The following is a 22,363-nucleotide window of genomic DNA, read 5'->3' on the forward strand; positions in this document are numbered from 1 at the left end:
GGGGACCATGACCGCAGTCGATTTCAACACTATCCTGCCGGAATTCCTTCTGGCAGCCTTCGCGCTCGGGGCGCTGATGTTCGGGGCTTACGGCGGCAAGGACAAGACCGCCGCCACGCTGGTCTGGGCCACGTCAGGCCTGTTCATCGCCCTGGCGCTGTTCATCGGCTTTGGCACCACGGGCGAGCGGATGGCCTTTGGTGGCTTGTTTACCGATGACCCCTTTGCCCGCTTTGCCAAGGTGATCATCCTGGTCTCTGCCGCCTGCGTCATGCTGATGTCGCAAGACTATATGCAGCGCCGCGATCTGTTGCGCTTCGAGTTTCCCATTCTGGTGACCCTTGCCGTGATCGGCATGATGGTCATGGTCTCGGCAGGCGATCTGATGACGCTGTACATGGGCCTGGAGCTGCAGTCGCTGTCGCTGTACGTCGTGGCTGCCATGCGCCGCGACAGCACGAAATCGTCGGAAGCCGGTCTGAAATACTTTGTCCTTGGCGCGCTGTCGTCGGGCCTGTTCCTGTATGGCGCGTCGCTGGCCTATGGTTTTGCCGGCACCACGCAGTTTGCGGGCATCCTGTCGACGCTGGGTGGGGATACCCCTGCCGGTCTGACCATCGGTCTGGTGTTCATGCTGGCCGCGCTTGCCTTCAAGGTATCGGCTGCCCCGTTCCACATGTGGACGCCGGATGTGTACGAAGGCTCACCCACCCCGATCACCGCGTTTTTTGCCACCGCGCCCAAGGTCGCGGCCATGGCGCTGATCGCGCGGCTGGTGCATGACGCTTTTGGCGCCATTCCGGGGGAGTGGACGCAGGTGCTGGCCGCCCTTGCCGTGGTGTCTATGTTTCTTGGCGGCATCGCCGCGATCGGGCAGCGCGACATCAAGCGCCTGATGGCCTATTCCTCGATCGCCCATATGGGCTATGCGCTGGTCGGTCTTGCCTCCGGCACGGCCGAGGGGGTGCAGGCCATGCTGATCTACATGGCGATCTACGTCACCATGAACGTCGGCACCTTTGCCTTCATCCTGTCGATGGAACGCGATGGCCGCCCGATCACCGATATTCAGTCGCTGAACATGTTCTCCAAAAACGAACCGCTCAAGGCGCTTGCCCTGCTGGTGCTGATGTTCAGCCTTGCCGGTGTGCCGCCGATGCTGGGCTTTTTCGGCAAGTTCTATGTGCTGAAGGCGGCGGTCGATGCGGGCATGGTCTGGCTGGCGGTGGCGGGGGCTGTGGCCTCGGTCATTGGGGCGTTCTATTACCTGCGGATCGTGTTCTTCATCTACTTCGGCAAAGACGGCGAACCGGCGACCAGCAACATGGCCCCGGTGCAATGGGTGATGATGGTCGGCGTGGCGGTCATCATGGTGCTGGGCATCGTCAACCTGTTCGGGATCGAGCCTGTTGCGGCCCTCGCGGCCGAAGCCCTTGTCAGATAAGTCTTGGCCCGCAGGCGTCGGCCGCACCCTCCTGCCAGAGGTTGACAGCACCAACGCCGAGGCCTTTCGAAGGGCCCCGCAACTTGCGGGGCCCGAGTGGATTCTGGCTGCCACGCAGACCGCAGGGCGGGGCCGCCGCGCGCGGCCCTGGGCCAGCCCGCGCGGCAATTTCTATGCCACCTATGCGATGCACAGTGCCGAAGCGCCGCAAACACTGGCGTTGCGCAGCTTCGTCGCCGCCCTTGCCCTGCATGACGCGCTCAGCGTGGTGACCGGCACGCCGCAGGCGCTTGCGCTGAAATGGCCCAATGATGTGCTCTTGTCGGGCGGCAAGGTGGCGGGCATCCTGCTGGAATGCCAGAGCACAGGTCAACATGGGGTGGCGCAGGGCCGCCAGACCCTTGCCATCGGCATCGGCGTCAACCTGATCGGCCACCCGGATGTGGCGCAGGTCGAGGCAGGGGCCACCCCCCCGGTCTCGGTCCTGTCGGAAACCGGTCAGCGCCGTACCCCCGAGGCTTTTCTTGATGCGCTTGCTGCGGCCTATGCCCGGTGGGAAACCACCTTCACGACACAGGGCTTCGCCCCGATCCGCGCCGCCTGGCTGGCCCGTGCCGCCCGTCTGGGCGAACCCATCCGCGCCCGCACCGGCACTCATGACCGGCACGGCATTTTTGACAGCATCGACGACCGTGGCAATCTGATCCTGCGCACGCCGCAAACCACCCTTGCCATCCCCGCTGCCGAGGTGTTCTTCTGAACCTTGACGTCATCTCCTGTTCCCAAATATCCCACGGGGGTCCGGGGGTGTGAAACCCCCGGTCCTGCCGCCTCCGCAAGACCAAACGCCCGGAACCACGCGCATGCTCCTCGCCATCGACTGCGGCAATACCAACACCGTGTTTTCTGTCTGGGATGGCGTGCGCTTCATCGCAACCTGGCGGATCGCGACAGATCACACCCGCACGGCGGATGAGTATTTCGTCTGGCTGTCATCGCTGATGGTGATGACCAAAACCGAAGCGACCATCTCGCAAGCCATCATCTCCTCCACCGTGCCGCGCGTGGTGTTCAACCTGCGGGTGCTGTGCGACCGCTATTTCGGCTGCCGTCCGCTGGTGGTGGGCAAGCCGGAGTGTCGGCTGCCGGTGCCGCCGCGGGTGGATCAGGGCACGACCGTCGGCCCCGACCGGTTGGTCAACACCGCAGGTGCGCATGACCGGCATGGCGGGGATCTGATCGTGGTCGATTTCGGCACCGCGACCACCTTTGATGTGGTCGATACCGATGGGGCTTACGTCGGCGGTGTCATCGCGCCCGGCGTGAACCTGAGCCTGGAGGCGCTGCATATGGCCGCCGCTGCCCTGCCGCATATTGATGTGGCCAAACCGGCCAAAGCCATCGGCACGAATACGGTGGCCTGTATGCAATCCGGGGTGTATTGGGGGTATATCGGGCTGGTCGAAGGCATCGTGCGTGAAGTGCGCCGCGAACGCGACCGTCCCACCAAAGTTATCGCAACCGGGGGGCTGGCCTCCTTGTTCGCACAAGGCACCGATTTATTTCACAAGATCGAGGATGATCTGACCATGCATGGCCTCGTCCTGATCCACGACTTCAACAAGGAAACTGCATGTCTGTGAACCGTCTGATCTATCTTCCCCTCGGTGGCGCGGGTGAGATCGGGATGAACTGCTATGTCTATGGCTACGGCCCGGAAGGGCGCGAGCGTCTGATCGTCGTCGACCTTGGGGTGACCTTCCCCGATATGGATGGCAGCCCCGGTGTCGACCTGATCATGGCCGATATCTCCTGGCTTGAGGCGCGGGCCGACCGGATTGATGGCATCTTCATCACCCACGCGCATGAAGACCACATCGGTGCGCTTGGCCTGCTGTGGCCAAAGCTGAAATCCCGCGTCTATGCCCGCCGCTTCACCGCAAACATCGGCAAGCTGAAGCTGGACGAGATGGGCCTGCCGCTGGATGTCATCACCACGGTCGATCCGCGCCCGGCGGTGGTGCAGGCCGGCCCGTTCGAGGTGCAGTTCGTGCCCGTCAGCCATTCGATCCCCGAGGCGAGTGCGCTGGTGATCGACACGCCTGCCGGCCGCATCTTCCATTCTGGCGACTTCAAGATCGACCACAACCCGATCGTGGGCGAGCCATGGGATGACGAGGCGATCAAGGCCATCGGCGAAGAGCGCCCGGTAAAGGTGCTCATGTGCGATTCGACCAATGTGTTTTCCACCCATCCGGGCCGGTCGGAATCCACCCTCGGCACGGCCTTGCGCGAGTTGATCTCGTCGCGCGGCGGGATGGTGGTGGCGACCACATTCGGGTCGAACGTCGCGCGGTTGAAAACGCTGGCAGAGGCTGCGCGCGCGTCTGACCGCTCGATCTGCGTGCTGGGCCGGTCGATGCGGCGGATGCTGTCGGTGTCGGAGGAAACCGGCGTGCTGACCGGCTTTCCGCGTCTGGTCTCGCCGGAAGAGGCCCTGGACATTCCGCGGGGCAACCTGATGCTGCTGGTCACCGGCAGCCAGGGCGAACGGCGTGCCGCCTCGGCGCAGCTGTCACGCGGCAAGTATCTTGGGCTGCAGATGAAAGAGGGGGATACCTTCCTGTTTTCGTCGAAGGTCATTCCCGGAAACGAACGCGGCGTGCTGAAAATCATGAACGCGTTCTCGGAAATGGGTGTTGATGTCGTGGATGATTGCAACGGCCTGTATCACGTGTCGGGCCATGCCAACCGCCCCGATCTGGAGCATGTGCACCGCCTGCTGCTGCCCGACATGCTGATCCCGATGCATGGCGAACACCGCCACCTGCGCGAACATGTCAAGATCGCGACTGCGGCGGGAATCGCCGCCGAAGTTGCCACCAATGGCATGATGATGGACCTGACCGGCGAGGTGCCGACGGTGGTCGAATACATCGAAACCGGTCGGTTGTATCTGGATGGCAATGTGCTGATCGGGTCGATGGATGGCGTGGTGCGCGACCGGATCCGCATGGCGCTGAACGGGCATGCCATGGTCACGGTCATTCTGGACGAGGCGGACGAGCCGCTGGGGGAAGCTTGGGTGGAACTGTCGGGCCTGCCCGCTGTGGGTCGCGGAGAGCGCAATCTGGCCGAAACGCTGGAAACCGATCTGTCGGCCTATCTTGAAACCGCCGGGGCCAAGGTGCTGCGCGATGATGCAAAGCTGGACGAGGCGCTGCGCCGGATCGTGCGTCAGGTGTCGATGGAAGAAATCGGCAAGAAGCCGGAAGTGACGGTGGTGGTCAGCCGGTTGCAGGCCGAATAGGCCGGCAGCCTGCGGCACCACACAGAAAAAGGCCCTGCATCGCTGCAGGGCCTTTGTTTATCGTGATGATGCAAAAGGCGCTCTGCCTCAGCCATCCGTGCCGGTGGCTGGTTCATCTTCGGCATCATCCGCAGTGACAGCGGTGATCTTGAAGCTGCGCAGAATGAAATCGGGCACATGATCGCCCATGCCGACAACCGAATGCTCGCGCCTGTCACGCCCGCCATCGCGACGATCATCGCGGCGGTCGTCACGACGGTCACGCGAGGGCGGCGCGTCTTCCCGGCGGTCGCTGCGGCGCTCTTCGCGGGGTGGCGCTTCACTGCGACGCTCTTCCCGCGCGGGGGCGTCATCGCGACGTTCAGACCGACGCTCGTCGCGGCGTGGGGCAGGTGCTGCCGGGGCTTCGGCAACCACGTCCACGGCGACGGCCACGGGCTGTGCAATCGGCTCCATGCTGGCGGGGGCGGCACTTTCGTCGCGCTTGGGCTTGCGGTTGCGGTCGCGCTCACGCGGTTTGCCGCGCCCTTCGCCGCGCGCTTCGCGCGGCTTGTCAGAGGATGATTCGTCCAAGCCAGTCAGCGCCCCTTCGGGCACCACGCCGCGCGGGATCGGCTGTTTCACCAGCGATTCGATGGCCGACAGGTATTTGTCGTCGTTCGGCACGGCGATGGTATAGGCCTTGCCCAGACGCCCGGCGCGGCCGGTGCGGCCGATGCGGTGCACGTAATCTTCGGGGTGTGACGGCACGTCGAAGTTGAACACATGGCTGACCGCCGGAATGTCCAGGCCGCGCGCGGCCACGTCAGACGCCACCAACAGGTGCAACGACCCATCGCGGAAGGCATCCAGCGTCTTCATTCGCTGCGACTGTTCCAGATCGCCATGGATCGGGGCGGCGTTGAAGCCATGCGCCTTCAACGACTTGGCGACCACATCCACATCCATCTTGCGGTTGCAGAAGATGATGGCGTTGGTGCAGCTTTCGCCTTCACCCTTGATCAGGCTGCGGAGCACCGCGCGCTTTTCGGTAAAGCTGCGGTCGCGGCGGGTGGGGGTGAACTGGATCAGCGCCTGTTCGATGGTGGTCGAGGCAGAATTCTGCCGCTCGACCTGCACCCGGGCCGGGTTGGTCAGGAAAGTGTTGGTGATCCGCTCGATCTCGGGTGCCATGGTGGCGCTGAAGAATAGCGTCTGGCGGCTGAACGGGGTCAGCTGGAAAATACGCTCGATATCGGGGATAAAGCCCATGTCGAGCATGCGGTCGGCTTCATCGACGACCATGATCTCGACGCCGGTCAGCAGCAGTTTGCCCCGCTCGAAATGGTCCAAGAGGCGGCCCGGTGTGGCGATCAGCACATCGACGCCGCGGTCGATAAGCTTGTCCTGCTCGCCAAAGCTCACGCCACCAATCAGCAGCGCCTTGGTCAGTTTGGTGTGCTTGGCATAGGTGTCGAAGTTTTCGGCGACCTGGGCGGCCAGCTCGCGCGTGGGGCACAGCACAAGGCTGCGCGGCATCCGCGCACGGGCCCGGCCACGGCCAAGCCGGGTGATCATCGGCAGCGTGAAGCTGGCGGTTTTCCCGGTGCCGGTCTGGGCGATTCCCAACACGTCGCGCCCTTCAAGCGCGAAGGGGATCGCCTGTTCCTGAATGGGGGTAGGGGTTTCATAGCCGGTATCAATAACGGCTTGCAGAACGCGCGGGTCCAGCGCGAGGTCAGAGAATTTTAGCATCAGCGTCCTTTGGATGTGGGATCGGCCCACAAATCATGAAAAGGGACGCATGCAATCCGGCGCCCCGGCAATGGCCCGCCGTATGCGAGCTCGTCATCCTTTAACGCAAAACCCGCCTCAGGTCAATGTGGCGGTTTTTAAGGCAGCCGACGCAACCAAAACCCTGATTTTGCGTTAATGGGCCACGCGCGATTAGCACCAACCGCCCGCGCATGCTACGCTTGATCTGCGCCACGGGCGCACAGCCGATTGAAAGGGCCCTTATGCTGATCCGTTATGGTTATGATTTCACCCTGTTCTGCGCGGTGGAAACCCCGGTTGTGACCATGGTCAGCGCCCGCCCCGAGCGGAGCGGTGACATGGAGCGGCCCGAGGTGCACACCCGGTCCCCCGACGTGCCGGAAGAGGTGTATACCGACAGCTTTGGCAACATCTGTCGCCGGTTCACCGCACCTGCCGGTACAATACGCCTGCAGGGTGAAGGATTCATGTATGACAGTGGTGCGCATGATCCCGTCACCCCCGACGCGGTCGAGCATCCGGTGTCAGACCTGCCGGATGAGGCGCTGATGTATCTGCTGTCCTCGCGCTATTGCGAGGTGGACAAGCTGAGCCAGGTCGCCTGGGACCAGTTCGGCCATCTGGCTCCGGGATGGAGCAAGGTGCAGGCAATCTGTGATTACGTCCACAGTCAGATCCGGTTCAACTATGCCGATGCCCGCAACAACCGGACCGCCTTTGACGCTTGGCAAGAGGGCAGGGGCGTGTGCCGTGATTTCGCCCATCTGGCGATCACGCTGTGCCGTGCGATGAACATTCCGGCGCGCTATGTGAACGGCCAGTTGGGCGATTTCGGCATTCCCTATACCGCCGACCCGATGGATTACGCGGCGTGGATGGAGGTCTATCTGGGCGGGGCATGGCACACCTTTGATCCACGCAACAACAAGCGGCGGATCGGGCGCATCGTGATCGCCTATGGGCGTGACGCGGTGGATGTGCCGATGATCACTTCTTTCGGGCCGCATGAGCTGCGGAACTTCAAGGTGATCACCGATGAGGTGACCGACAGCAACATGTCGCAGACCGCGGCGCAGTAGGGGGGCATCTGCCCCCCGTCTTTACACCATCATTTCCTTGGTCGCGGTCAGCCGCAGTTCGGGGTAGTCGCGCACAACGCGGTCGATATCCCACTGCAACCGGGTCAGAAACACCACGTCGCCATCGTGATCGGTCGCCATGTGTTGCTTGTTGATGTTGGTCATGCGTTCAACCTCGGCCTTCGGCCCCTGCACCCAACGGGCGGAGGAGAACTGGCTGCCCTCGAACCGGACGGGAAGGGAATATTCCGCCTCGATCCGGCTGGCCAGCACGTCGAACTGCAGCGCACCCACGACACCAACGATAAAGCCCGATCCGATCATCGGCTTGAACACCTTGGCGGCCCCTTCTTCGGCGAATTGCATCAGCGCCTTTTCCAGGTGCTTGGCCTTCATCGGATCGCCCGCGCGCACGCCTTGCAGCAGTTCGGGGGCAAAGGAGGGGATGCCGGTAAAGCGCAGCGCCTCGCCTTCTGTCAGTGCATCGCCGATGCGCAATTGCCCGTGGTTCGGGATGCCGATGATATCGCCGGCCCAGGCCTCTTCGGCCAGTTCGCGGTCTGCGGCGAGGAACATCACCGGGTTGGCAATCGCCATCTGTTTCTTGCTGCGCACATGGGTCAGCTTCATGCCACGCTCGAAATGCCCCGATGCAAGACGCACAAAAGCCACGCGGTCGCGGTGCTTTGGGTCCATGTTGGCCTGCACCTTGAACACCACGCCGGTCACGGCGGTTTCTTCCGGGGCGACCTTGCGGGTGGCGGTGGGTTGCGGTTGCGGTTCTGGGCCGAATTTGCCGATGCCGTCCATCAGTTCCTTGACGCCGAAGGAGTTGATGGCCGACCCGAACCAGATCGGGGTCATCGAGCCATTGAGCAGCGCTTCGCGGTCAAAGGCGGGCAGCAGTTCCTTTGCCATCTCCAGCTCTTCGCGCAGCTTCGCAAGCGCTTCCGCAGGCACATGCTCGGCCAGAAGCGGATCGTCCAGCCCGTTGATCTGAATGGTCTCCGCCACCCGGTTGCGGTCGGCGCGGTCCATCAGTTCCAACCGGTCATTCAGGATATCATAACATCCCAGAAAATCGCGCCCCGACCCGATGGGCCATGAGGCGGGCGACACATCGATGGCCAGATTTTCCTGAATCTCGTCGATGATCTCGAACGTATCGCGCGCTTCACGGTCCATCTTGTTGCAAAACGTCAGGATCGGCAGGTCGCGCAACCGGCACACTTCGAACAGCTTGCGGGTCTGGCTTTCCACGCCCTTGGCCCCGTCGATCACCATCACGGCGGCATCAACGGCGGTCAGCGTGCGGTAGGTGTCTTCGGAGAAATCCGAGTGGCCGGGGGTGTCGACCAGATTGAAGCGGAACTCGCGGAAATCGAAGGACATGGCGGAGGCCGAAACCGAAATCCCGCGCTCCTGCTCCATCTTGATGAAGTCAGACCTTGTGCGCCGCGCCTCGCCCTTGGCGCGGACTTGCCCGGCCATCTGGATCGCGCCGCCAAACAGCAGGAACTTTTCGGTCAGCGTGGTTTTGCCGGCATCGGGGTGGGCGATGATGGCGAAGGTGCGCCTGCGGGCGATCTCGGGCGGAAGGGAGGGGCGATTGTTCAACATGACCGCGCGTTTATCGCAAAGCGAGGCGCCCGTCCATTGCCTGCGAGGGTCAGGGGCAGCTACTTGTCCTCGCTCCCACGGCGGCGCGGGGAATATAGGGCGGCACGTCCCACCTCATCCAGAAACTGGCGGCTGGCCTCGGTTCCGAAATGCTGCACTTGGGCAAGTCCGGGAAAGCGGGCCTTCACATCTTCGGCCATGCCTTCGGGAAGGCGCGACAGGGTGGCGTCATTGACCATCAGGCTTTCGGCAGGCACCCCTTCGGCATAGATGATCTCGTGCTGGTCAAACACCAGCGAGAAATAATCGACAAAGCCGCCGACACGCTGGAAGACCCGTTCATCATCCACCAGATGCCGGGCCTGCACCAGAAGCTCTGACGTTTGCAGCCCGGCCCGTCGCTGCCGCTGATAGAGGAAAATCCGGTGGTGCGGGCTGACGATCAGATCACCGGCATTGCCCAAAGTGCCCGAGGTGATCACCACCGGCGCAAAGGCCCCTTGTGCCCGCAGCGTGGCGCGGCCCAGCCAGCGCACCGGCTGCGGGCCGTGGTCGCGGGTCAGCACCTTGTCGCCGGGGCGCAAAGCCTCGATCGGTTGCTGGCGGCCATCGGCAAGGGTGATCATGGTGCCGCGCGCAAAAGAGACACAGAGCAGATCGGCCAGCCGCGCCGCCTCGGGAGCCGCGTCGATGGCAACCAGCGTATAATCGGCAGCAGCCGACATCGGCGACATTGGCAGCACCACGCGGGTGCCGCTGTCAAGCTGCATCAGCAAAAGGTCGATCTTGTCGCCATCGGGTGCGATCAGCGTATAGCGCGCCTCTAGCCGCAAACCGTCACCGGGCGGGCCGATCTGGCTGCCCGGTGCCACGCATTGACCGCCTTCGGCAGGCGACAGGATCAGCCGCAGGGGCTGTGCATCGGCCTCCAGCGCGTAGATGTCGCCTTCGCATACGTCTTGCGGGCCGGCCAGCCCGTCACCGCTGTTCACCCCGTGAATCACATAGATGCTATCGGCCAGAAACACCTGACAGGCATGGCCGGGAAGCGGGGAAGGGTCGGGGAAAGCGGGGGTCATGCTGTGCCGGTCCGTTGTGTCAGTCGATGGCTGCCCCCACAGGCCACAGCCCTTGGCTTAGCCCGAAGCGCCCCCTTGCGTCAACGCGTCACCGGCTGCTAGGCACAAGGCAACAACCATTGAGAGGGGGCGGATATGGATCTGGGGATCAAGGGCAAGCGGGCACTGGTATGCGCGGGATCAAAAGGGCTGGGGCGTGGCTGCGCCGAGGCTCTGGCCGCCGCCGGGGTCGACCTGGTGCTGAACGCGCGCGGGGCCGAGGCGCTGGAGGCGACCGCCGCCGCCATCCGTGCCGCGCATGGGGTGACGGTGACCACCGTTGCCGCCGACATCACGACGGAAGCTGGCCGCGCTGAGGTGCTGAAGGCGGCCGGGGCGGTCGATATTCTGGTGACCAACGCCGGTGGCCCGCCGCCGGGCGTGTGGAGCGACTGGACCCGCGATGATTTCATCAAGGCGCTGGACGCCAATATGCTGACGCCGATCGCGCTGATGACAGCCCTGTTGCCGGGCATGATCGAGGCGGGCTGGGGCCGGGTGATCAACATAACCAGCCAGTCGGTGAAGGCACCGATTGCACAGCTGGGCCTGTCGAACGCCGCCCGCACCGGGCTGACCGGATATGTCGCGGGCACCGCGCGGCAGGTGGCCCCGCAGGGGGTGACGATCAACAATCTGCTGCCGGGCATTCATGATACCGACCGGGCAACCGCGCTGGACGCAGGCGTGATGAAAGCCGAAGGAATTTCGGCAGACGAGGCCCGCGCCCGCCGCGCCGCCACCATCCCGGCGCGCCGCTATGGCACCGCTGCCGAATTCGGCGCGGCCTGCGCATTTTTGTGCTCGGTCCACGCCGGGTTCATTGTGGGCCAGAACATCCTGCTGGACGGTGGCGCCACCAACGCCACCATCTGAGCGGGCGGACCGGTCTGATCTGATGGAGCGCGCAAGCGCGCGCGTTTTTTGTCTCGTCACGCAGCTGCGCCGCGTCTCCTCGGGGGGGCTCCGGCGGGGGTATTTGAGGACAGGCAATGGGCCGGGGCCTGCTCTTGCATGGGCAGCAGTGGGCTGTTAGGGCACGTTGACGGAAACGCCAGGATACCATGCTGCCCACACCGCCCCGCCTTGTTGTCGATCATCTGAGCCGGTTCTTTGCGGGGCGGGCGGTGGTGGATGATGTCTGTCTGGAAGTGGCGGCGGGGCAGGTGACTTGCCTTTTGGGGCCATCGGGCTGCGGCAAATCCACCACCTTGCGGATGATCGCCGGGGTGGACCGGCCAGACGGCGGGCGCATCCTGATCGACGGGACCGAGGTGGCGGGGCCGGGGCGGCATGTGCCGCCCGAGCATCGTTCGGTCGGGCTGATGTTTCAGGATTTCGCGCTGTTCCCGCATCTGACCGTCACCGAAAACGTAGCCTTCGGGTTGAAGGGCGACCGTGCGGCGCGGATGCGGCGGGTGGACGAATTGCTGGAGCGGGTGACGCTGAGCGGGTTCGGCAAAAAGCATCCGCATGAGCTGTCGGGCGGCGAGCAGCAGCGGGTGGCCTTGGCGCGGGCACTTGCGCCACGGCCAAAGGTCATGCTGATGGACGAGCCGTTTTCGGGGTTGGACAACCGCTTGCGCGACGGGATCCGAGACACCACGCTGGATATTCTGAAGGATGAGGGTACCGCCGTGGTGCTTGTCACCCATGAGCCGGATGAGGCGATGCGGATGGCCGATGAGATTGCGCTGATGCGCGGCGGGCGCATCATGCAAAGCGGCGCGCCCTACAACATCTACAACACGCCGGTGGACAAGGCGGCGGCGGCGTTTTTCAGCGATATCAACGTGATCCGCGGCACGTCGCGCGGGGCGCTGACGGAAACGCCGTTTGGGGCCTTTCTGACGCCGGGGCAGGCGGATGGCGCGGCGGTGGATATCGTGATCCGGCCGCAGCACCTGAAGATCGACTTCGACCGTGCGGGGCGCGGCCCCAGCCCGACGCCGCTGGAAGGCACCCCAGCCAGTGGCACGGTGATCCGCGCGCGCTATCTGGGGCGCGAAAGTCTGGTGGAGTTCCGCATGGCGTTCGACGGATCGACCCTGACGGCAAGTGTGCCGGGGGTGTTCCTGCCAAAGCCCGGCACCACGCTGTGGCTGATGATCCGGCGCGACAAGTGTTTCGTGTTTCCCGCGAAATAGCGGCGGTCAACTGTCGTCTGCCATCAGCCTGCGGTAATCGGCAAGGCTGCGGCCCGGCTCTTCGGCAAAGGTCTCTCCGGTCTCGGCAAGCGCCATGATCCGGTCGACGCGAAAGCTGCGAAAACCGTGGCGCTGGTCGCACCACGCCGCCAAAGTCCAGACCCGCCCGGTCAGATCCAGCGCCAGCGGGCGGATGTCGCGGTGGGTTTCCCGCCCTTGTGCGTCAATATAGGTCAGGGTCAGACGCTCCCGGGCCTTGATCGCGCGGCGCAGCAAGGGCACATGCGCCGGGGCGCGGTTGGCCTCTTTGCCGGTGAACACGAACAGATCATCATCGCCGGCCTCGGGCGGGGCCGGGGTGACGCTGGCGATCTTGGTCGCCAGCATGCGTGCCGCCCGCGCCAGTGCCGGATCGGCCCCGTCGGCCACCAGCCGCACGCCCGCCCGCAGGGCATCGAGTTCCGCCCCGGTCAGGATCATCGGCGGCAGGGTGATGGGCGCGCGCAGGATATACCCCACACCCCGCTCGCCCTCGACCGGCAGGCCAGAGGCCATCAGCGTTGCCATGTCGCGCCAGATCGTGCGCACCGACACGCCCAGAGTACCGGCCATTTCGCCCGCGCGGTGCAGCCGCCCGTCGCGCAGGATCTGGATCAGGTCGAACAGGCGGTCGGTGCGGCGCATGGGGTCGGTCCTGCTGGGGGCAACTGACATATAGCTGTCAGGTATCTGCGGGGAAAGCCCCGGTGTGGCCGCTGAATCAGGCTAGGAACCGAAGGCTTGCAGGGGTAGGGATGACAGCAGGCGACAGGGGGCGACATGCCGCCCCGGTCAGCAGGAGGATTTGACATGCTGAACAACATCGGCCTTCCCGGCCTTCTTCTTATCGCGGTTGTGGTGCTGGTCCTGTTCGGGCGCGGCAAGATCTCGTCCCTGATGGGTGAGGTCGGCAAGGGCATCACCGCCTTCAAGAAAGGGGTGAAGGACAGCTCGGAAGAGATTGAAAACACATCCAACACGCCGCCCGTGACGCCGGTGCGCGACGTGACGCCCGAGACGGAACGGGACAAGGTCTGACCCGCCCGGCCTGCATCAGCGGAACCGTCTGACCAAAAAGGAAGCCCCGCGCCATGTTCGACCTCGGCATGTCCGAATTGCTTGTCATCGGGATCGTCGCGCTGATCGTGATCGGCCCCAAGGATCTGCCCGGGCTGTTCCGCAGTCTTGGCCAGTTCACCGGCAAGATGCGCGGCATGGCCCGCGAGTTTTCGCGCGCGATGGAAGCGGCGGCGGATGAGTCCGGCGTCAAGGATGTGGCCCGCGATCTGAAAAACGTTACCTCAGCCAAGTCGATGGGGCTTGAGGCAGTGAAGGATGCGGCATCCAAGTTTGAAAAATGGGACCCACTGAAGAATGCGGCCCGTCCCAGCGTGGTGACACCAAAGCCTGATCTGCAGCCTGATCCGCAGGCCGTGCCTCCGGCAGTTCCGCCCTCTGCCCCCGCGATGGGGCCAGAGACACAGGCGCTTGTGGCGGCCAAGGCCGAACGTCAGGCGATCGTGAAAGACGCCGCCGAGAAACTGAAAGCCGCCAAACCGAAAAGAGCAGCGGCCCCGGACCCCGCGCCAGCCCCGGAACCGGGCAAGAAACCCCGCGCGCCGCGCAAACCGAAATCCGACAAGATCCCCAAGGCCGAAGCATGACCAAGTCAGACGAGATCGACGACAGTTCTGCCCCCCTGATCGAGCATCTGGCCGAATTGCGCAACCGCCTGATCTGGGCGGTGTCTGCCTTTATCGTGGCGATGGTGCTGTGCTTTCTGGTGGCCGAGCCGATCCTGGGCTTCCTGCTGCGCCCGATTGAAGACGCGATGCGGGCCTTGGGCAACCCCAACCCGATCATGCAATACACCGCGCCGCAGGAGTATTTCTTTACCCTTATCCATATCTCTGTGGTGGCGGGTCTGGCTTTGTCGTTTCCGGTCATCGCCTACCAGCTCTGGCGGTTTGTGGCACCTGGCCTTTACCGCAATGAAAAGAACGCGTTTCTGCCGTTCCTGATCGCCTCACCGGTGCTGTTCATTCTGGGGGCGGTGTTTTCGCATTACATCGTGACACCGCTGGCGATGAGCTTCTTTCTGGGCTTTGCCGATGCCACTTCGGTGGTCTCGGCCCTGTTGCCGGCGATTTCGGATGCCCCCATCGCCGATGTGCCGGTGGCGACCCCGTTGACCGATGCGGTGGAACGTCAGGGTATCGACATCGTGTTTCAGGGCAAGGTGAATGAAACGCTGGATATCTCGCTCAAGCTGATCATCGCCTTTGGCCTGTGCTTTCAGCTGCCGGTGCTGCTGACGCTGATGGGCAAGGCGGGGCTGGTGTCTTCGGCCGGTCTGGCGGGTACGCGCAAATATGCGGTGGTGATGATCCTGCTGACCGCAGCCCTTGTGACGCCGCCCGATATCATGAGCCAGCTGATCCTGTTTCTGGCGGTCTATCCGCTGTACGAGGTGTCGATCTTCCTGATCCGCAGGATCGAGAAAAAGCGCGAGGCTGAACTGCGCGCGCAAGGGCTGTGGGAAGACCCTGAGGCGGATGAGGAAGACCACAAGGCATGACGACAGACACGCTGGCCCGCATCGCTGCCGCATTGGAACGGCTGGCCCCGGCCCCGCAACCGGCCCCGGATTTCACCGCCGCTGACGCATTTGCGTGGCACACCGACCCCGACCGGCTGGAGCCTGTGGCGCGGGTGGCGCGGGTGGATCTGTCGCTGCTGATCGGGGTGAACCGCGCGCGCGATACGCTTTTGGACAACACCCGCCATTTTGCGCGCGGCTTGCCCGCCAACAATGCGCTGCTGTGGGGCGCGCGTGGCATGGGGAAATCATCCTTGGTCAAGGCGATCCATGCGGCGGTGCTGGCCGAAGGGCTGCCGCTGAAAATCGTGGAACTCTCGCGTGAGGATCTGCCCTCGGTACAGCGCCTGCTGGCCCTGCTGCGCGCATCGGATGCGCGGTTTATCCTGTTCTGCGATGACCTGTCTTTCAGCCACGACGACCAGCATTACAAATCCCTCAAAGCCGTGCTCGATGGGGGCATGATGGGCCGGCCTGACAATGTGCTGCTTTATGCCACGTCAAACCGCCGCCACCTGATGCCGCGCGACATGATCGAAAATGAACGCTCAACCGCGATCAGTCCGTCCGAGGCGGTGGAGGAGAAGGTCTCGCTGTCTGACCGTTTCGGCCTCTGGCTCGGGTTTCACCCTTGCTCTCAGGATGATTACCTTGAAATGATCCGGGGCTACTGCGCCGCTTACGGCGTATCGGTTCCCGAAGACCGGCTGCGGGCCGAGGCAATCGAATGGCAAGCCACACGCGGCGCGCGCTCGGGCCGGGTGGCCTGGCAGTTCTTCTGCGACCTCGCCGCGCGCGAAGACATCCGGTTCTGAACGCGGTAATCCCGCGCTCTTTGCTCATGTTCTGGCTCTGAATATCCCCGCCGGAGGCTCCGACGGGGATGACTGGCGTGCCTATTGCAGGAAGGCGACCGGATCGGTGCTGTCCACCCCGCGCCGCACTTCGAAATGCAGGAAGGACGGTGTTCCGGCGCGCACCTTGGCGATGTTCTGGCCGCGACTGACCGTATCGCCCTTCTTCACAGTGATCGCGTCCACCCCGGCATAGACCGTCAGCAGATTGTCGGCATGGCGCACCACGATGATCGGGGTCTGCGCCGTGTCGGTGGTGATCGCGGCGACGGTGCCGGCAGCGGCAGCCTTGACGGGCGTGCCGGCGGCGGCAGAAATGTCGATCCCATCGTTGCGCCCCTTGGCATAGGGCCGGATGATCGAGCCTTGCACCGGCATCTGCATCCGGGTCGACGTCGTGGCCTGCGATCCCAGCTGGGGCGAGGCGGGGGTGTCTTTGGGTTTGGCTGCGGCAGGGGCGGTCTGTTCGGCTGGCAGCGGCCGGGTGGCCGAGGGCGGTGTCGGCGTGGCTGAACCGGCCCCGGGCGGGGAAACGGCCTGTGTGGTGGCGGGCGGCGTGGCACTGGCCACCGGGATGATCAGGTACTGCCCTTCACGCACGTCAAGGTTCGGTCCCAGCCCGTTCCATTCCCCCAGTGCCTTTGCCGAGATGTTGTAGCTGCGCGCGATGGAAAACGCGGTTTCCCCGCGCCGCACCTGATGCCGCACGGGTTCGCCCCCGGTGGCCGGGCGCGTGGTCGCGGGCGGGGTCGGTGTGCCGACCCGGTCGAGCGCGGTGGTGGCAATGCTGGAGACATCGACAGGCGAAGGGGCCACGCCTGTGCCGACAGACATGCCGCCATCGGCCACACGGCGCGGCAGGGCCACGATCTCGCCCTCGCGCAGCAGGTCGGTCGGCATGATCGCGTTGTATTGCGCCAGTTCCTGCGCGCCGATGCCGACACGCGCGGCAACCGAAGCCACCGTATCGCCGCGCCGCGCCACGGCTACCTGATAACCGGGGTAAGAGATCACGCCGCGCCCATCGGGCGCAGGCCGCCGTTCCGTCGCGCTCAGGGCGGCATCCGCCGTGGTTAGCACGCCGGGGCCATTGCGCATGTCCCAGTCCATCCCGTCAAACGGGTTGCCGCCGGTTGTGGGCGTGCAGGCAGACAGCGCGGCAAGCGCGCCGCCCAGCCACAGAATGTGCAGGCGGGGGCCAGTCGGGGCCGGGAAAGTGCGGGTCATGCTCTGCCTCATTTGCTTGTCAGACGGTGTGCCCCGCCCTTTGTTACGCCGCTTAATCTGCGCCAAGACCTTCGATCAGCGGTACGAAACGCACCGGGCGCAGTTCTTCATAGTCATAGCCGCTGATGCCGCGGGTCACTTTGATCAGGCTTTGCACCGTATCGGACTGTCCGACCGGAAGCACCATGATACCCCCAACCTTGAGCTGCGCCAAGAGGGGGCCGGGCGGGTCTTCGGCGGCGGCGGTCACGATTATGCGGTCAAACGGGGCCTGATCGGGCAGACCATGGCTGCCATCGGCGGTAAAGGCGGTGATATTGACCAGCCCGAGGCTTTGGAACACGCCCTGCGCCTCGCGAACCAGACGGCGATGCCGGTCCACTGTATAGATGCGCCGCGCCAGATGCGCCAGGATTGCCGCCTGATAGCCCGACCCGGTGCCGATTTCGAGCACGGTATCACGCGGCTGCACGTTCAGCGCCTGGGTCATCAGCCCCACCACCGATGGCTGGCTGATGGTCTGGCCGCAGGCAATCGGCAGCGGCATGTCATCATAAGCGCGGTCGGCGAAATGGCCGCGCACGAACAGGCCACGGTCCACCCGTTCCATCGCCGTCAGCACGCGGGCATCGGTGACGCCCCTTGATCGCAGCCCAAACAAAAAGCGCATCTTGCGTTCGGCGTCCGACTCCTCCGGGCCGCCGTGTCCCATCATGCCAGCTGCGCTTCCAGCCGCGCCAGCAGGTCATGCGCGGTCAGATCCGCGCGCATCGGGGTGATGGAAATCCACCCGTCAAGGTTCACTGCCGCATCGGTGCCGGGCAGGGTGGCGGTGTGCTGCGGCCCACCCTTGATCCACAGATAGCGCCGCCCGGTGGGGGAGATCTGCGGCTCGCACGAAAACGACGTGTCACGGCGAAAGCCGATGGCCGCCACCTTGGTGCCTTGCACCTTGTCGGCGCCACAGGGCGGGAAGTTCACGTTGTAGAACACCCGGAAATCATCCTGCGTCCAGATACCCTTGTCCAGCAGCAGCCGCACGACCGCAGCCCCGTGCACGACCGCCGCCTGAAACGGCGTGTCCAGATCTTCGGTGCCGCGCCCCATATATTGCGACAGGGCAATGGCCGGAATACCCTGCAACGCCGCCTCCATCGCGCCGCCGATGGTACCGGAATAAAGCGTGTTTTCCGCCGCGTTGTTGCCCCGGTTCACGCCCGACAGCACCAGATCAGGCTTGGCCCCATCGAGCACATCATAGATCGCCGCCAGCACACAATCGGCCGGGCTGCCTTCGGCCGCATAGCGCCGGTCGGACAGGCGCGCGATCATCATAGGGTGCGAATAGCTGATGCAATGGCCGACGCCCGATTGCTCAAACGCCGGGGCGACGGTCCAGACCTCACCTTCCGGCCCCGCAATCTGTTGCGCGATAGCGGTCAGAACCTCCAGCCCCGGAGCGTTGATGCCGTCGTCATTTGTGATCAGAATGCGCATGAAATGGTCCTTTCCCCCTGCTTAGACGAGGCAGGCACAGGCGGCAAGCACTTGCGCCTGCTTTGCTTGACTTCCGCCTGCCGGCATTGTCCGCTGGCCACAACGAAAGGCAGTTTGCATGGATTTGACCCCACAGGACATCACCGGTCTGACCCGGTTCCGCCACGATCTGCACCGCCACCCCGAGGTATCGGGGTTTGAGGCGCAGACGGCGCAGCGGGTGCAGGCGGCGCTTGCCCCCTTGGGCCCCGATCAGGTGGTGACGGGGCTGGGCGGGCATGGCGTGGCGGCGGTGTTTCGTGGCGACACCCCCGGCCCGACCGTGATGATCCGCGCGGAACTGGATGCGTTGCCGATCCTGCAAAACCCCGGCGCGGCCCATCGGTCCCTGACCGATGGCGTGGCGCATCTGTGCGGGCATGACGGGCATATGGCGATCCTGCTGGGGGTTGCGCGCGGGCTGTCGCGGCACAGACCGGCCAGCGGTCGGGCGATCTTGATGTTCCAGCCCGCCGAGGAAGACGGCTCGGGCGCCGCCGCCGTGCTGGCCGACCCTGCCTTCGCCCCGCTGCGCCCCGACTGGGCCTTTGCGCTGCACAACATGCCAGGTCTGCCGCTGGGGCAGGTGCAGGTGTCGGCGGGGCCGATGAACTGTGCCTCTTGCGGGTTGCGCCTGCGGCTGATGGGGCGCACCGCCCATGCCGCCACGCCCGATACCGGGCTTTCCCCCACAGCGGCGCTGTTCGATCTGATCCCCGCTCTGCAGGCGCTTGGGCCGGGCGGCGCACTGACGCCCGGCTTCCGGCTGGTGACGCTGACCCATGCCCGCCTTGGCACCCCCAGCTTTGGCATCGCTCCGGGTGAGGGCGAGGTGTGGGTCACCCTGCGCAGCCTGACTGATGCCGATATGACCGGCCTGAAGGCACAGGCGCAGGATCTGGCGCATCGGCAGGCCGCGAAACACGGGTTGCAGCTTGACCTGTCCTGGCATGATGATTTCGCCGCCTGCCACAACGATCCGCAGGCGGTGGCGCAGATAGAGGCGGCGCTGACCGACGCCGCCATTCCCTTTGGCCCTACCGACGGCCCGATGCGCCCGTCTGAGGATTTCGGTCGCTTCGCGGGCAGCGGCGCGCGCTGTGCCATGTTCCTGCTGGGCGCGGGTGAGGATAGCCCGGCCCTGCATGACCCCGGCTATGATTTTCCTGACACGCTCATTGCTCCGGGAGTTTCAGCCTTCACGGCCATTCTGCGCCGCATTCTGGGCTGAACGGTGCTAATGCGCACAATTTCCGCGCGGCCATAGGCGAAGACGCAAAGGGGTATCAGGTCTACCTAAGGGACAAAGGAGACCTTCATGAGCTGGAACCCCGTCCTTGACCCGTCCATCCCGATCGGCGACGCCGTGGATGCCATTGAAACCGTGATCGTCCCGCGCGCCCGTGATCTGGGCGGGTTCGAGGTGCGCCGCGCGCTGCCCTCGGCCAAGCGGCAGATGGTGGGGCCGTTCATTTTCTTCGACCAGATGGGCCCGGCAGAGTTTCTGACCGGCAAGGGCATCGACGTGCGCCCGCATCCGCATATCGGCCTTGGCACCGTCACCTATCTGATGAAGGGGCGAATCCATCACCGCGACAGCATCGGTACCAATTCCTGGATCGAACCCGGCGAGGTGAACTGGATGCTGGCGGGGCAGGGGATTACCCATTCGGAACGGCAGGACGGCGCGATCCGTGATGCGCCGCATGACCTGTTCGGGTTGCAGACCTGGCTGGCGCTGCCGAAGGCGATGGAGGATGATCCGGCCTCTTTCGTCCACGCCGTCAAGGCGGAACTGCCGGTGCTGGAGGGCGAGGGGAAACAGGTGCGGCTGATCCTTGGCTCGGCTTACGGTGCACGCGCGCCGATCCCTACGGGCATCGAGGTGTTCTATGCCGATGCCGATCTGGCTCCGGGGGCCGCTATTCCGCTGCCTGATGATCATGAGGATCGCGGGGTCTACATTCTGTCGGGCGATGTTACGGTGGGCGGGCATAGCTTTGAGACCGGCCGCATGCTGGTGTTCCGCCCCGGTGACCGGATCTCGGTCAAGGCGGGGGACCGGGGCGCGCGGGTGATGCTGCTGGGCGGGGCCACCATGGACGGGCCACGGCATATCTGGTGGAATTTTGTGGCCTCCAGCAAGGACCGCATTGATGCCGCGCGCGAGGCGTGGCGGGCGGGCGACTGGGCGCATGGGCGGTTCAGGCTGCCGCCTGATGATGCGGGCGAATTCATCCCGGCCCCCGATCATTAGGGCCGCGCGAAAAAAGCTGTGGTTTGCGTCCGGTCCCGCTTGACGCCCCCTGCGACTGCCCCTAAAAGCCCCCCTACGGCGCGGGGGTGACCCTTTGCCGGACGGAATGTGCGGTTGTAGCTCAGTTGGTTAGAGTACCGGCCTGTCACGCCGGGGGTCGCGGGTTCGAGCCCCGTCAACCGCGCCATTCCTGCCTTGAAAAGGCCCCTGCGGCAGCAGGGGCCTTTTGGCTTTCGGGGCGTGGAAGCCCACTGCGCTTCAGAGGGCAGATGTATGTGAAATCAGATGCTTCGGGCGATGAACCTGATGCGGCGTTGAAGGTGTCACCTCGCCCGGCTTGGCCGCTTTTGGTGTGGTGATGCGGGCCCGGCACTGCCCCACTTTCCTGCTTGACGCCCCCGGTCGGCGGTTATATTGCCGGTGCATCGCGCGGTTGTAGCTCAGTTGGTTAGAGTACCGGCCTGTCACGCCGGGGGTCGCGGGTTCGAGCCCCGTCAACCGCGCCACTTTCCTTTTCCTACCGACGGACAACGTCTGCNCTTTCCTTTTCCTACCGACGGACAACGTCTGCACCGGACCGGTGCGGGCGTTTTTGTCTGTTCGGCCCCGCACCGACCCCACAAGGGGGGCGACGGGCATGGGCCTGCGGCGCAGGCATACCGGATCAGTCGGCGCTGCGGGGCGCGGTGACGCCATCCGGGCACATGCCGCCGTCGGGGAAGAACCGGGGGAAGGTGGTTTTCAGGGCCGAATCCAGATCGTCCATCGTGACCGGCAGGCCCAGATCGACAAGGCTGGTCACGCCGGAATTGCGGATGCCGCAGGGCACGATGCCAGAAAAATGCGACAGGTCCGGCTCTACGTTGATCGAAATGCCGTGAAAGCTGACCCAGCGGCGCAGTTTGACGCCGATGGCGGCGATCTTGTCTTCGGGCACGGTACCGTCTGTGCCACGCCGGTCCGGCCTTGGCACCCAGACGCCGACGCGGCCGGGGCGGACCTCTCCGGTCAGGTTGAATTCGGCAAGGGTCGCAATCACCCAGTTTTCCATGGCGCGCACAAAGCAGCGCACATCGCGACCGCGCGCACCTACGTTCAGCATCACATAGACCACCCGCTGCCCCGGTCCGTGATAGGTGTATTGCCCGCCGCGCCCCACGGCGTGGACAGGAAATCGGTCCGGATCGGTCAAGTCTTCGGCCTTCGCGCTGGTGCCCGCCGTGTATAGCGGCGGGTGCTCCAGCAGCCAGATCGCCTCGGGCGCGTCGCCGCTGGCGATGGCTTCGGCCCGGGCTTCCATCGCGGCGAGAGTCGGAAGATAGGGGGATAGTCCGGGAAAATTCTGCCATTCGGGCATGAAGGTGCCTTTGGGTAAGGA

At 64.6% G+C, this 22,363-nt stretch carries 21 protein-coding genes and 2 tRNA genes; 15 read left to right on the forward strand and 8 right to left on the reverse strand.

Annotation, left to right across the window (positions count from 1 at the left end; translation table 11 throughout):
- Positions 1–7: 7 nt before the first annotated feature.
- The 4 genes from nuoN (at position 8) to EEB11_RS15415 (ending at position 4,754) form a co-directional block, all read left to right on the forward strand.
- Positions 8–1,444, forward strand: coding sequence for an NADH-quinone oxidoreductase subunit NuoN (gene nuoN, locus EEB11_RS15400; RefSeq protein ID WP_135432820.1), 1,437 nt, complete (start codon positions 8–10; stop codon positions 1,442–1,444).
- Positions 1,434–2,204 carry a biotin--[acetyl-CoA-carboxylase] ligase gene (locus EEB11_RS15405; RefSeq protein ID WP_135432822.1) on the forward strand — a complete coding sequence of 257 codons (771 nt, stop codon included), beginning with the start codon at positions 1,434–1,436 and terminating at the stop codon, positions 2,202–2,204. Before nuoN ends, EEB11_RS15405 begins: the two co-directional genes overlap by 11 nt.
- Positions 2,205–2,307: 103 nt before the next feature.
- Positions 2,308–3,087 (forward strand): type III pantothenate kinase, encoded by a 780-nt coding sequence (locus tag EEB11_RS15410; protein WP_135432824.1) that lies wholly within the window; start codon positions 2,308–2,310, stop codon positions 3,085–3,087.
- The gene (locus tag EEB11_RS15415; RefSeq protein WP_135432826.1) at positions 3,078–4,754 is read left to right on the forward strand and encodes a ribonuclease J; all 1,677 of its coding nucleotides are present in this window, start codon (positions 3,078–3,080) and stop codon (positions 4,752–4,754) included. Before EEB11_RS15410 ends, EEB11_RS15415 begins: the two co-directional genes overlap by 10 nt.
- Before the next feature lie 87 nt (positions 4,755–4,841).
- Here the strand turns inward: EEB11_RS15415 and EEB11_RS15420 are convergent, their stop codons facing one another.
- Complete coding sequence (locus EEB11_RS15420; RefSeq protein WP_135432828.1) at positions 4,842–6,488, reverse strand: DEAD/DEAH box helicase; 1,647 nt, start codon at positions 6,486–6,488, stop codon at positions 4,842–4,844.
- Between the two features lie 263 nt (positions 6,489–6,751).
- Here EEB11_RS15420 and EEB11_RS15425 point away from each other — a divergent pair, with 263 nt between their 5' ends.
- Positions 6,752–7,588, forward strand: a complete 837-nt coding sequence (locus tag EEB11_RS15425; RefSeq protein WP_135432830.1) for a transglutaminase-like domain-containing protein — start codon at positions 6,752–6,754, stop codon at positions 7,586–7,588.
- Positions 7,589–7,609: 21 nt separating this feature from the next.
- Here the strand turns inward: EEB11_RS15425 and EEB11_RS15430 are convergent, their stop codons facing one another.
- Entirely contained in the window at positions 7,610–9,208 is a 1,599-nt protein-coding gene (locus EEB11_RS15430) for a peptide chain release factor 3 (RefSeq protein ID WP_135432832.1), read from the reverse strand.
- A gap of 59 nt (positions 9,209–9,267) precedes the next feature.
- Entirely contained in the window at positions 9,268–10,287 is a 1,020-nt protein-coding gene (locus EEB11_RS15435) for a Hint domain-containing protein (RefSeq protein WP_135432834.1), read from the reverse strand.
- 135 nt (positions 10,288–10,422) lie between these two features.
- On the opposite strand from EEB11_RS15435, the gene EEB11_RS15440 reads away from it, so the two are divergent.
- A complete protein-coding gene (locus EEB11_RS15440; protein WP_135432836.1) occupies positions 10,423–11,202 on the forward strand; it encodes an SDR family oxidoreductase in 780 nt (259 codons plus the stop codon).
- Between the two features lie 188 nt (positions 11,203–11,390).
- Positions 11,391–12,473, forward strand: coding sequence for an ABC transporter ATP-binding protein (locus EEB11_RS15445; RefSeq protein WP_135432838.1), 1,083 nt, complete (start codon positions 11,391–11,393; stop codon positions 12,471–12,473).
- Between the two features lie 6 nt (positions 12,474–12,479).
- Here EEB11_RS15445 and EEB11_RS15450 read toward each other — a convergent pair whose 3' ends face one another.
- Positions 12,480–13,157 (reverse strand): helix-turn-helix transcriptional regulator, encoded by a 678-nt coding sequence (locus EEB11_RS15450; RefSeq protein ID WP_135432840.1) that lies wholly within the window; start codon positions 13,155–13,157, stop codon positions 12,480–12,482.
- 165 nt (positions 13,158–13,322) lie between these two features.
- Here EEB11_RS15450 and EEB11_RS15455 point away from each other — a divergent pair, with 165 nt between their 5' ends.
- Genes EEB11_RS15455 through EEB11_RS15470 form a run of 4 tightly spaced genes read left to right on the forward strand, consistent with a single transcriptional unit; the run spans position 13,323 to position 15,926 of the window.
- Positions 13,323–13,550 carry a twin-arginine translocase TatA/TatE family subunit gene (locus EEB11_RS15455; RefSeq protein ID WP_135432842.1) on the forward strand — a complete coding sequence of 76 codons (228 nt, stop codon included), beginning with the start codon at positions 13,323–13,325 and terminating at the stop codon, positions 13,548–13,550.
- Positions 13,551–13,603: 53 nt separating this feature from the next.
- Entirely contained in the window at positions 13,604–14,176 is a 573-nt protein-coding gene (gene tatB, locus EEB11_RS15460) for a Sec-independent protein translocase protein TatB (protein WP_135432844.1), read from the forward strand.
- Positions 14,173–15,090: a twin-arginine translocase subunit TatC gene (tatC, locus tag EEB11_RS15465; protein ID WP_135432846.1), complete on the forward strand. Its 918-nt coding sequence runs from the start codon at positions 14,173–14,175 to the stop codon at positions 15,088–15,090. The genes tatB and tatC overlap by 4 nt, the downstream gene beginning before the upstream one ends.
- A complete protein-coding gene (locus tag EEB11_RS15470) occupies positions 15,087–15,926 on the forward strand; it encodes an ATP-binding protein (protein WP_135432848.1) in 840 nt (279 codons plus the stop codon). Before tatC ends, EEB11_RS15470 begins: the two co-directional genes overlap by 4 nt.
- Before the next feature lie 81 nt (positions 15,927–16,007).
- Here EEB11_RS15470 and EEB11_RS15475 read toward each other — a convergent pair whose 3' ends face one another.
- Genes EEB11_RS15475 through surE form a run of 3 tightly spaced genes read right to left on the reverse strand, consistent with a single transcriptional unit; the run spans position 16,008 to position 18,689 of the window.
- On the reverse strand, positions 16,008–17,192 hold the full coding sequence (locus EEB11_RS15475) for a M23 family metallopeptidase (protein WP_135432850.1): 1,185 nt from the start codon (positions 17,190–17,192) through the stop codon (positions 16,008–16,010).
- A gap of 52 nt (positions 17,193–17,244) precedes the next feature.
- Positions 17,245–17,904: a protein-L-isoaspartate(D-aspartate) O-methyltransferase gene (locus tag EEB11_RS15480; protein WP_135432894.1), complete on the reverse strand. Its 660-nt coding sequence runs from the start codon at positions 17,902–17,904 to the stop codon at positions 17,245–17,247.
- Positions 17,904–18,689 carry a 5'/3'-nucleotidase SurE gene (surE, locus tag EEB11_RS15485; RefSeq protein WP_135432852.1) on the reverse strand — a complete coding sequence of 262 codons (786 nt, stop codon included), beginning with the start codon at positions 18,687–18,689 and terminating at the stop codon, positions 17,904–17,906. Before surE ends, EEB11_RS15480 begins: the two co-directional genes overlap by 1 nt.
- A 118-nt stretch (positions 18,690–18,807) precedes the next feature.
- Between surE and EEB11_RS15490 the strand changes: the two genes are divergently transcribed.
- From EEB11_RS15490 to EEB11_RS15505, 4 genes are all read left to right on the forward strand, one after another.
- The gene (locus EEB11_RS15490; RefSeq protein WP_135432854.1) at positions 18,808–19,959 is read left to right on the forward strand and encodes an amidohydrolase; all 1,152 of its coding nucleotides are present in this window, start codon (positions 18,808–18,810) and stop codon (positions 19,957–19,959) included.
- A gap of 87 nt (positions 19,960–20,046) precedes the next feature.
- Positions 20,047–20,985: a pirin family protein gene (locus EEB11_RS15495; RefSeq protein WP_135432856.1), complete on the forward strand. Its 939-nt coding sequence runs from the start codon at positions 20,047–20,049 to the stop codon at positions 20,983–20,985.
- A 110-nt stretch (positions 20,986–21,095) separates the two neighbouring features.
- A tRNA-Asp gene (locus EEB11_RS15500) sits at positions 21,096–21,172 on the forward strand.
- Positions 21,173–21,414: 242 nt separating this feature from the next.
- A tRNA-Asp gene (locus EEB11_RS15505) sits at positions 21,415–21,491 on the forward strand.
- A gap of 158 nt (positions 21,492–21,649) precedes the next feature.
- Here EEB11_RS15505 and lipB read toward each other — a convergent pair.
- Positions 21,650–22,342 carry a lipoyl(octanoyl) transferase LipB gene (gene lipB, locus EEB11_RS15510; protein ID WP_135432858.1) on the reverse strand — a complete coding sequence of 231 codons (693 nt, stop codon included), beginning with the start codon at positions 22,340–22,342 and terminating at the stop codon, positions 21,650–21,652.
- Between the last annotated feature and the right edge of the window lie 21 nt (positions 22,343–22,363).

This window comes from Pseudotabrizicola sediminis, from assembly GCF_004745575.1.
Classification (GTDB): domain Bacteria; phylum Pseudomonadota; class Alphaproteobacteria; order Rhodobacterales; family Rhodobacteraceae; genus Pseudotabrizicola; species Pseudotabrizicola sediminis.

Excerpts from the sequence above, each read along its gene's own strand:
- nuoN (WP_135432820.1), top strand. The coding sequence starts at position 8 with ATGACCGCAGTCGATTTCAACACTATCCTGCCGGAATTCCTTCTGGCA.
- EEB11_RS15410 (WP_135432824.1), top strand. The coding sequence starts at position 2,308 with ATGCTCCTCGCCATCGACTGCGGCAATACCAACACCGTGTTTTCTGTC.
- EEB11_RS15415 (WP_135432826.1), top strand. The coding sequence starts at position 3,078 with ATGTCTGTGAACCGTCTGATCTATCTTCCCCTCGGTGGCGCGGGTGAG.
- EEB11_RS15420 (WP_135432828.1), bottom strand. The coding sequence starts at position 6,488 with ATGCTAAAATTCTCTGACCTCGCGCTGGACCCGCGCGTTCTGCAAGCC.
- EEB11_RS15425 (WP_135432830.1), top strand. The coding sequence starts at position 6,752 with ATGCTGATCCGTTATGGTTATGATTTCACCCTGTTCTGCGCGGTGGAA.
- EEB11_RS15430 (WP_135432832.1), bottom strand. The coding sequence starts at position 9,208 with ATGTTGAACAATCGCCCCTCCCTTCCGCCCGAGATCGCCCGCAGGCGC.
- EEB11_RS15435 (WP_135432834.1), bottom strand. The coding sequence starts at position 10,287 with ATGACCCCCGCTTTCCCCGACCCTTCCCCGCTTCCCGGCCATGCCTGT.
- EEB11_RS15440 (WP_135432836.1), top strand. The coding sequence starts at position 10,423 with ATGGATCTGGGGATCAAGGGCAAGCGGGCACTGGTATGCGCGGGATCA.
- EEB11_RS15445 (WP_135432838.1), top strand. The coding sequence starts at position 11,391 with ATGCTGCCCACACCGCCCCGCCTTGTTGTCGATCATCTGAGCCGGTTC.
- EEB11_RS15450 (WP_135432840.1), bottom strand. The coding sequence starts at position 13,157 with ATGCGCCGCACCGACCGCCTGTTCGACCTGATCCAGATCCTGCGCGAC.
- EEB11_RS15455 (WP_135432842.1), top strand. The coding sequence starts at position 13,323 with ATGCTGAACAACATCGGCCTTCCCGGCCTTCTTCTTATCGCGGTTGTG.
- tatB (WP_135432844.1), top strand. The coding sequence starts at position 13,604 with ATGTTCGACCTCGGCATGTCCGAATTGCTTGTCATCGGGATCGTCGCG.
- tatC (WP_135432846.1), top strand. The coding sequence starts at position 14,173 with ATGACCAAGTCAGACGAGATCGACGACAGTTCTGCCCCCCTGATCGAG.
- EEB11_RS15470 (WP_135432848.1), top strand. The coding sequence starts at position 15,087 with ATGACGACAGACACGCTGGCCCGCATCGCTGCCGCATTGGAACGGCTG.
- EEB11_RS15475 (WP_135432850.1), bottom strand. The coding sequence starts at position 17,192 with ATGACCCGCACTTTCCCGGCCCCGACTGGCCCCCGCCTGCACATTCTG.
- EEB11_RS15480 (WP_135432894.1), bottom strand. The coding sequence starts at position 17,904 with ATGGGACACGGCGGCCCGGAGGAGTCGGACGCCGAACGCAAGATGCGC.
- surE (WP_135432852.1), bottom strand. The coding sequence starts at position 18,689 with ATGCGCATTCTGATCACAAATGACGACGGCATCAACGCTCCGGGGCTG.
- EEB11_RS15490 (WP_135432854.1), top strand. The coding sequence starts at position 18,808 with ATGGATTTGACCCCACAGGACATCACCGGTCTGACCCGGTTCCGCCAC.
- EEB11_RS15495 (WP_135432856.1), top strand. The coding sequence starts at position 20,047 with ATGAGCTGGAACCCCGTCCTTGACCCGTCCATCCCGATCGGCGACGCC.
- lipB (WP_135432858.1), bottom strand. The coding sequence starts at position 22,342 with ATGCCCGAATGGCAGAATTTTCCCGGACTATCCCCCTATCTTCCGACT.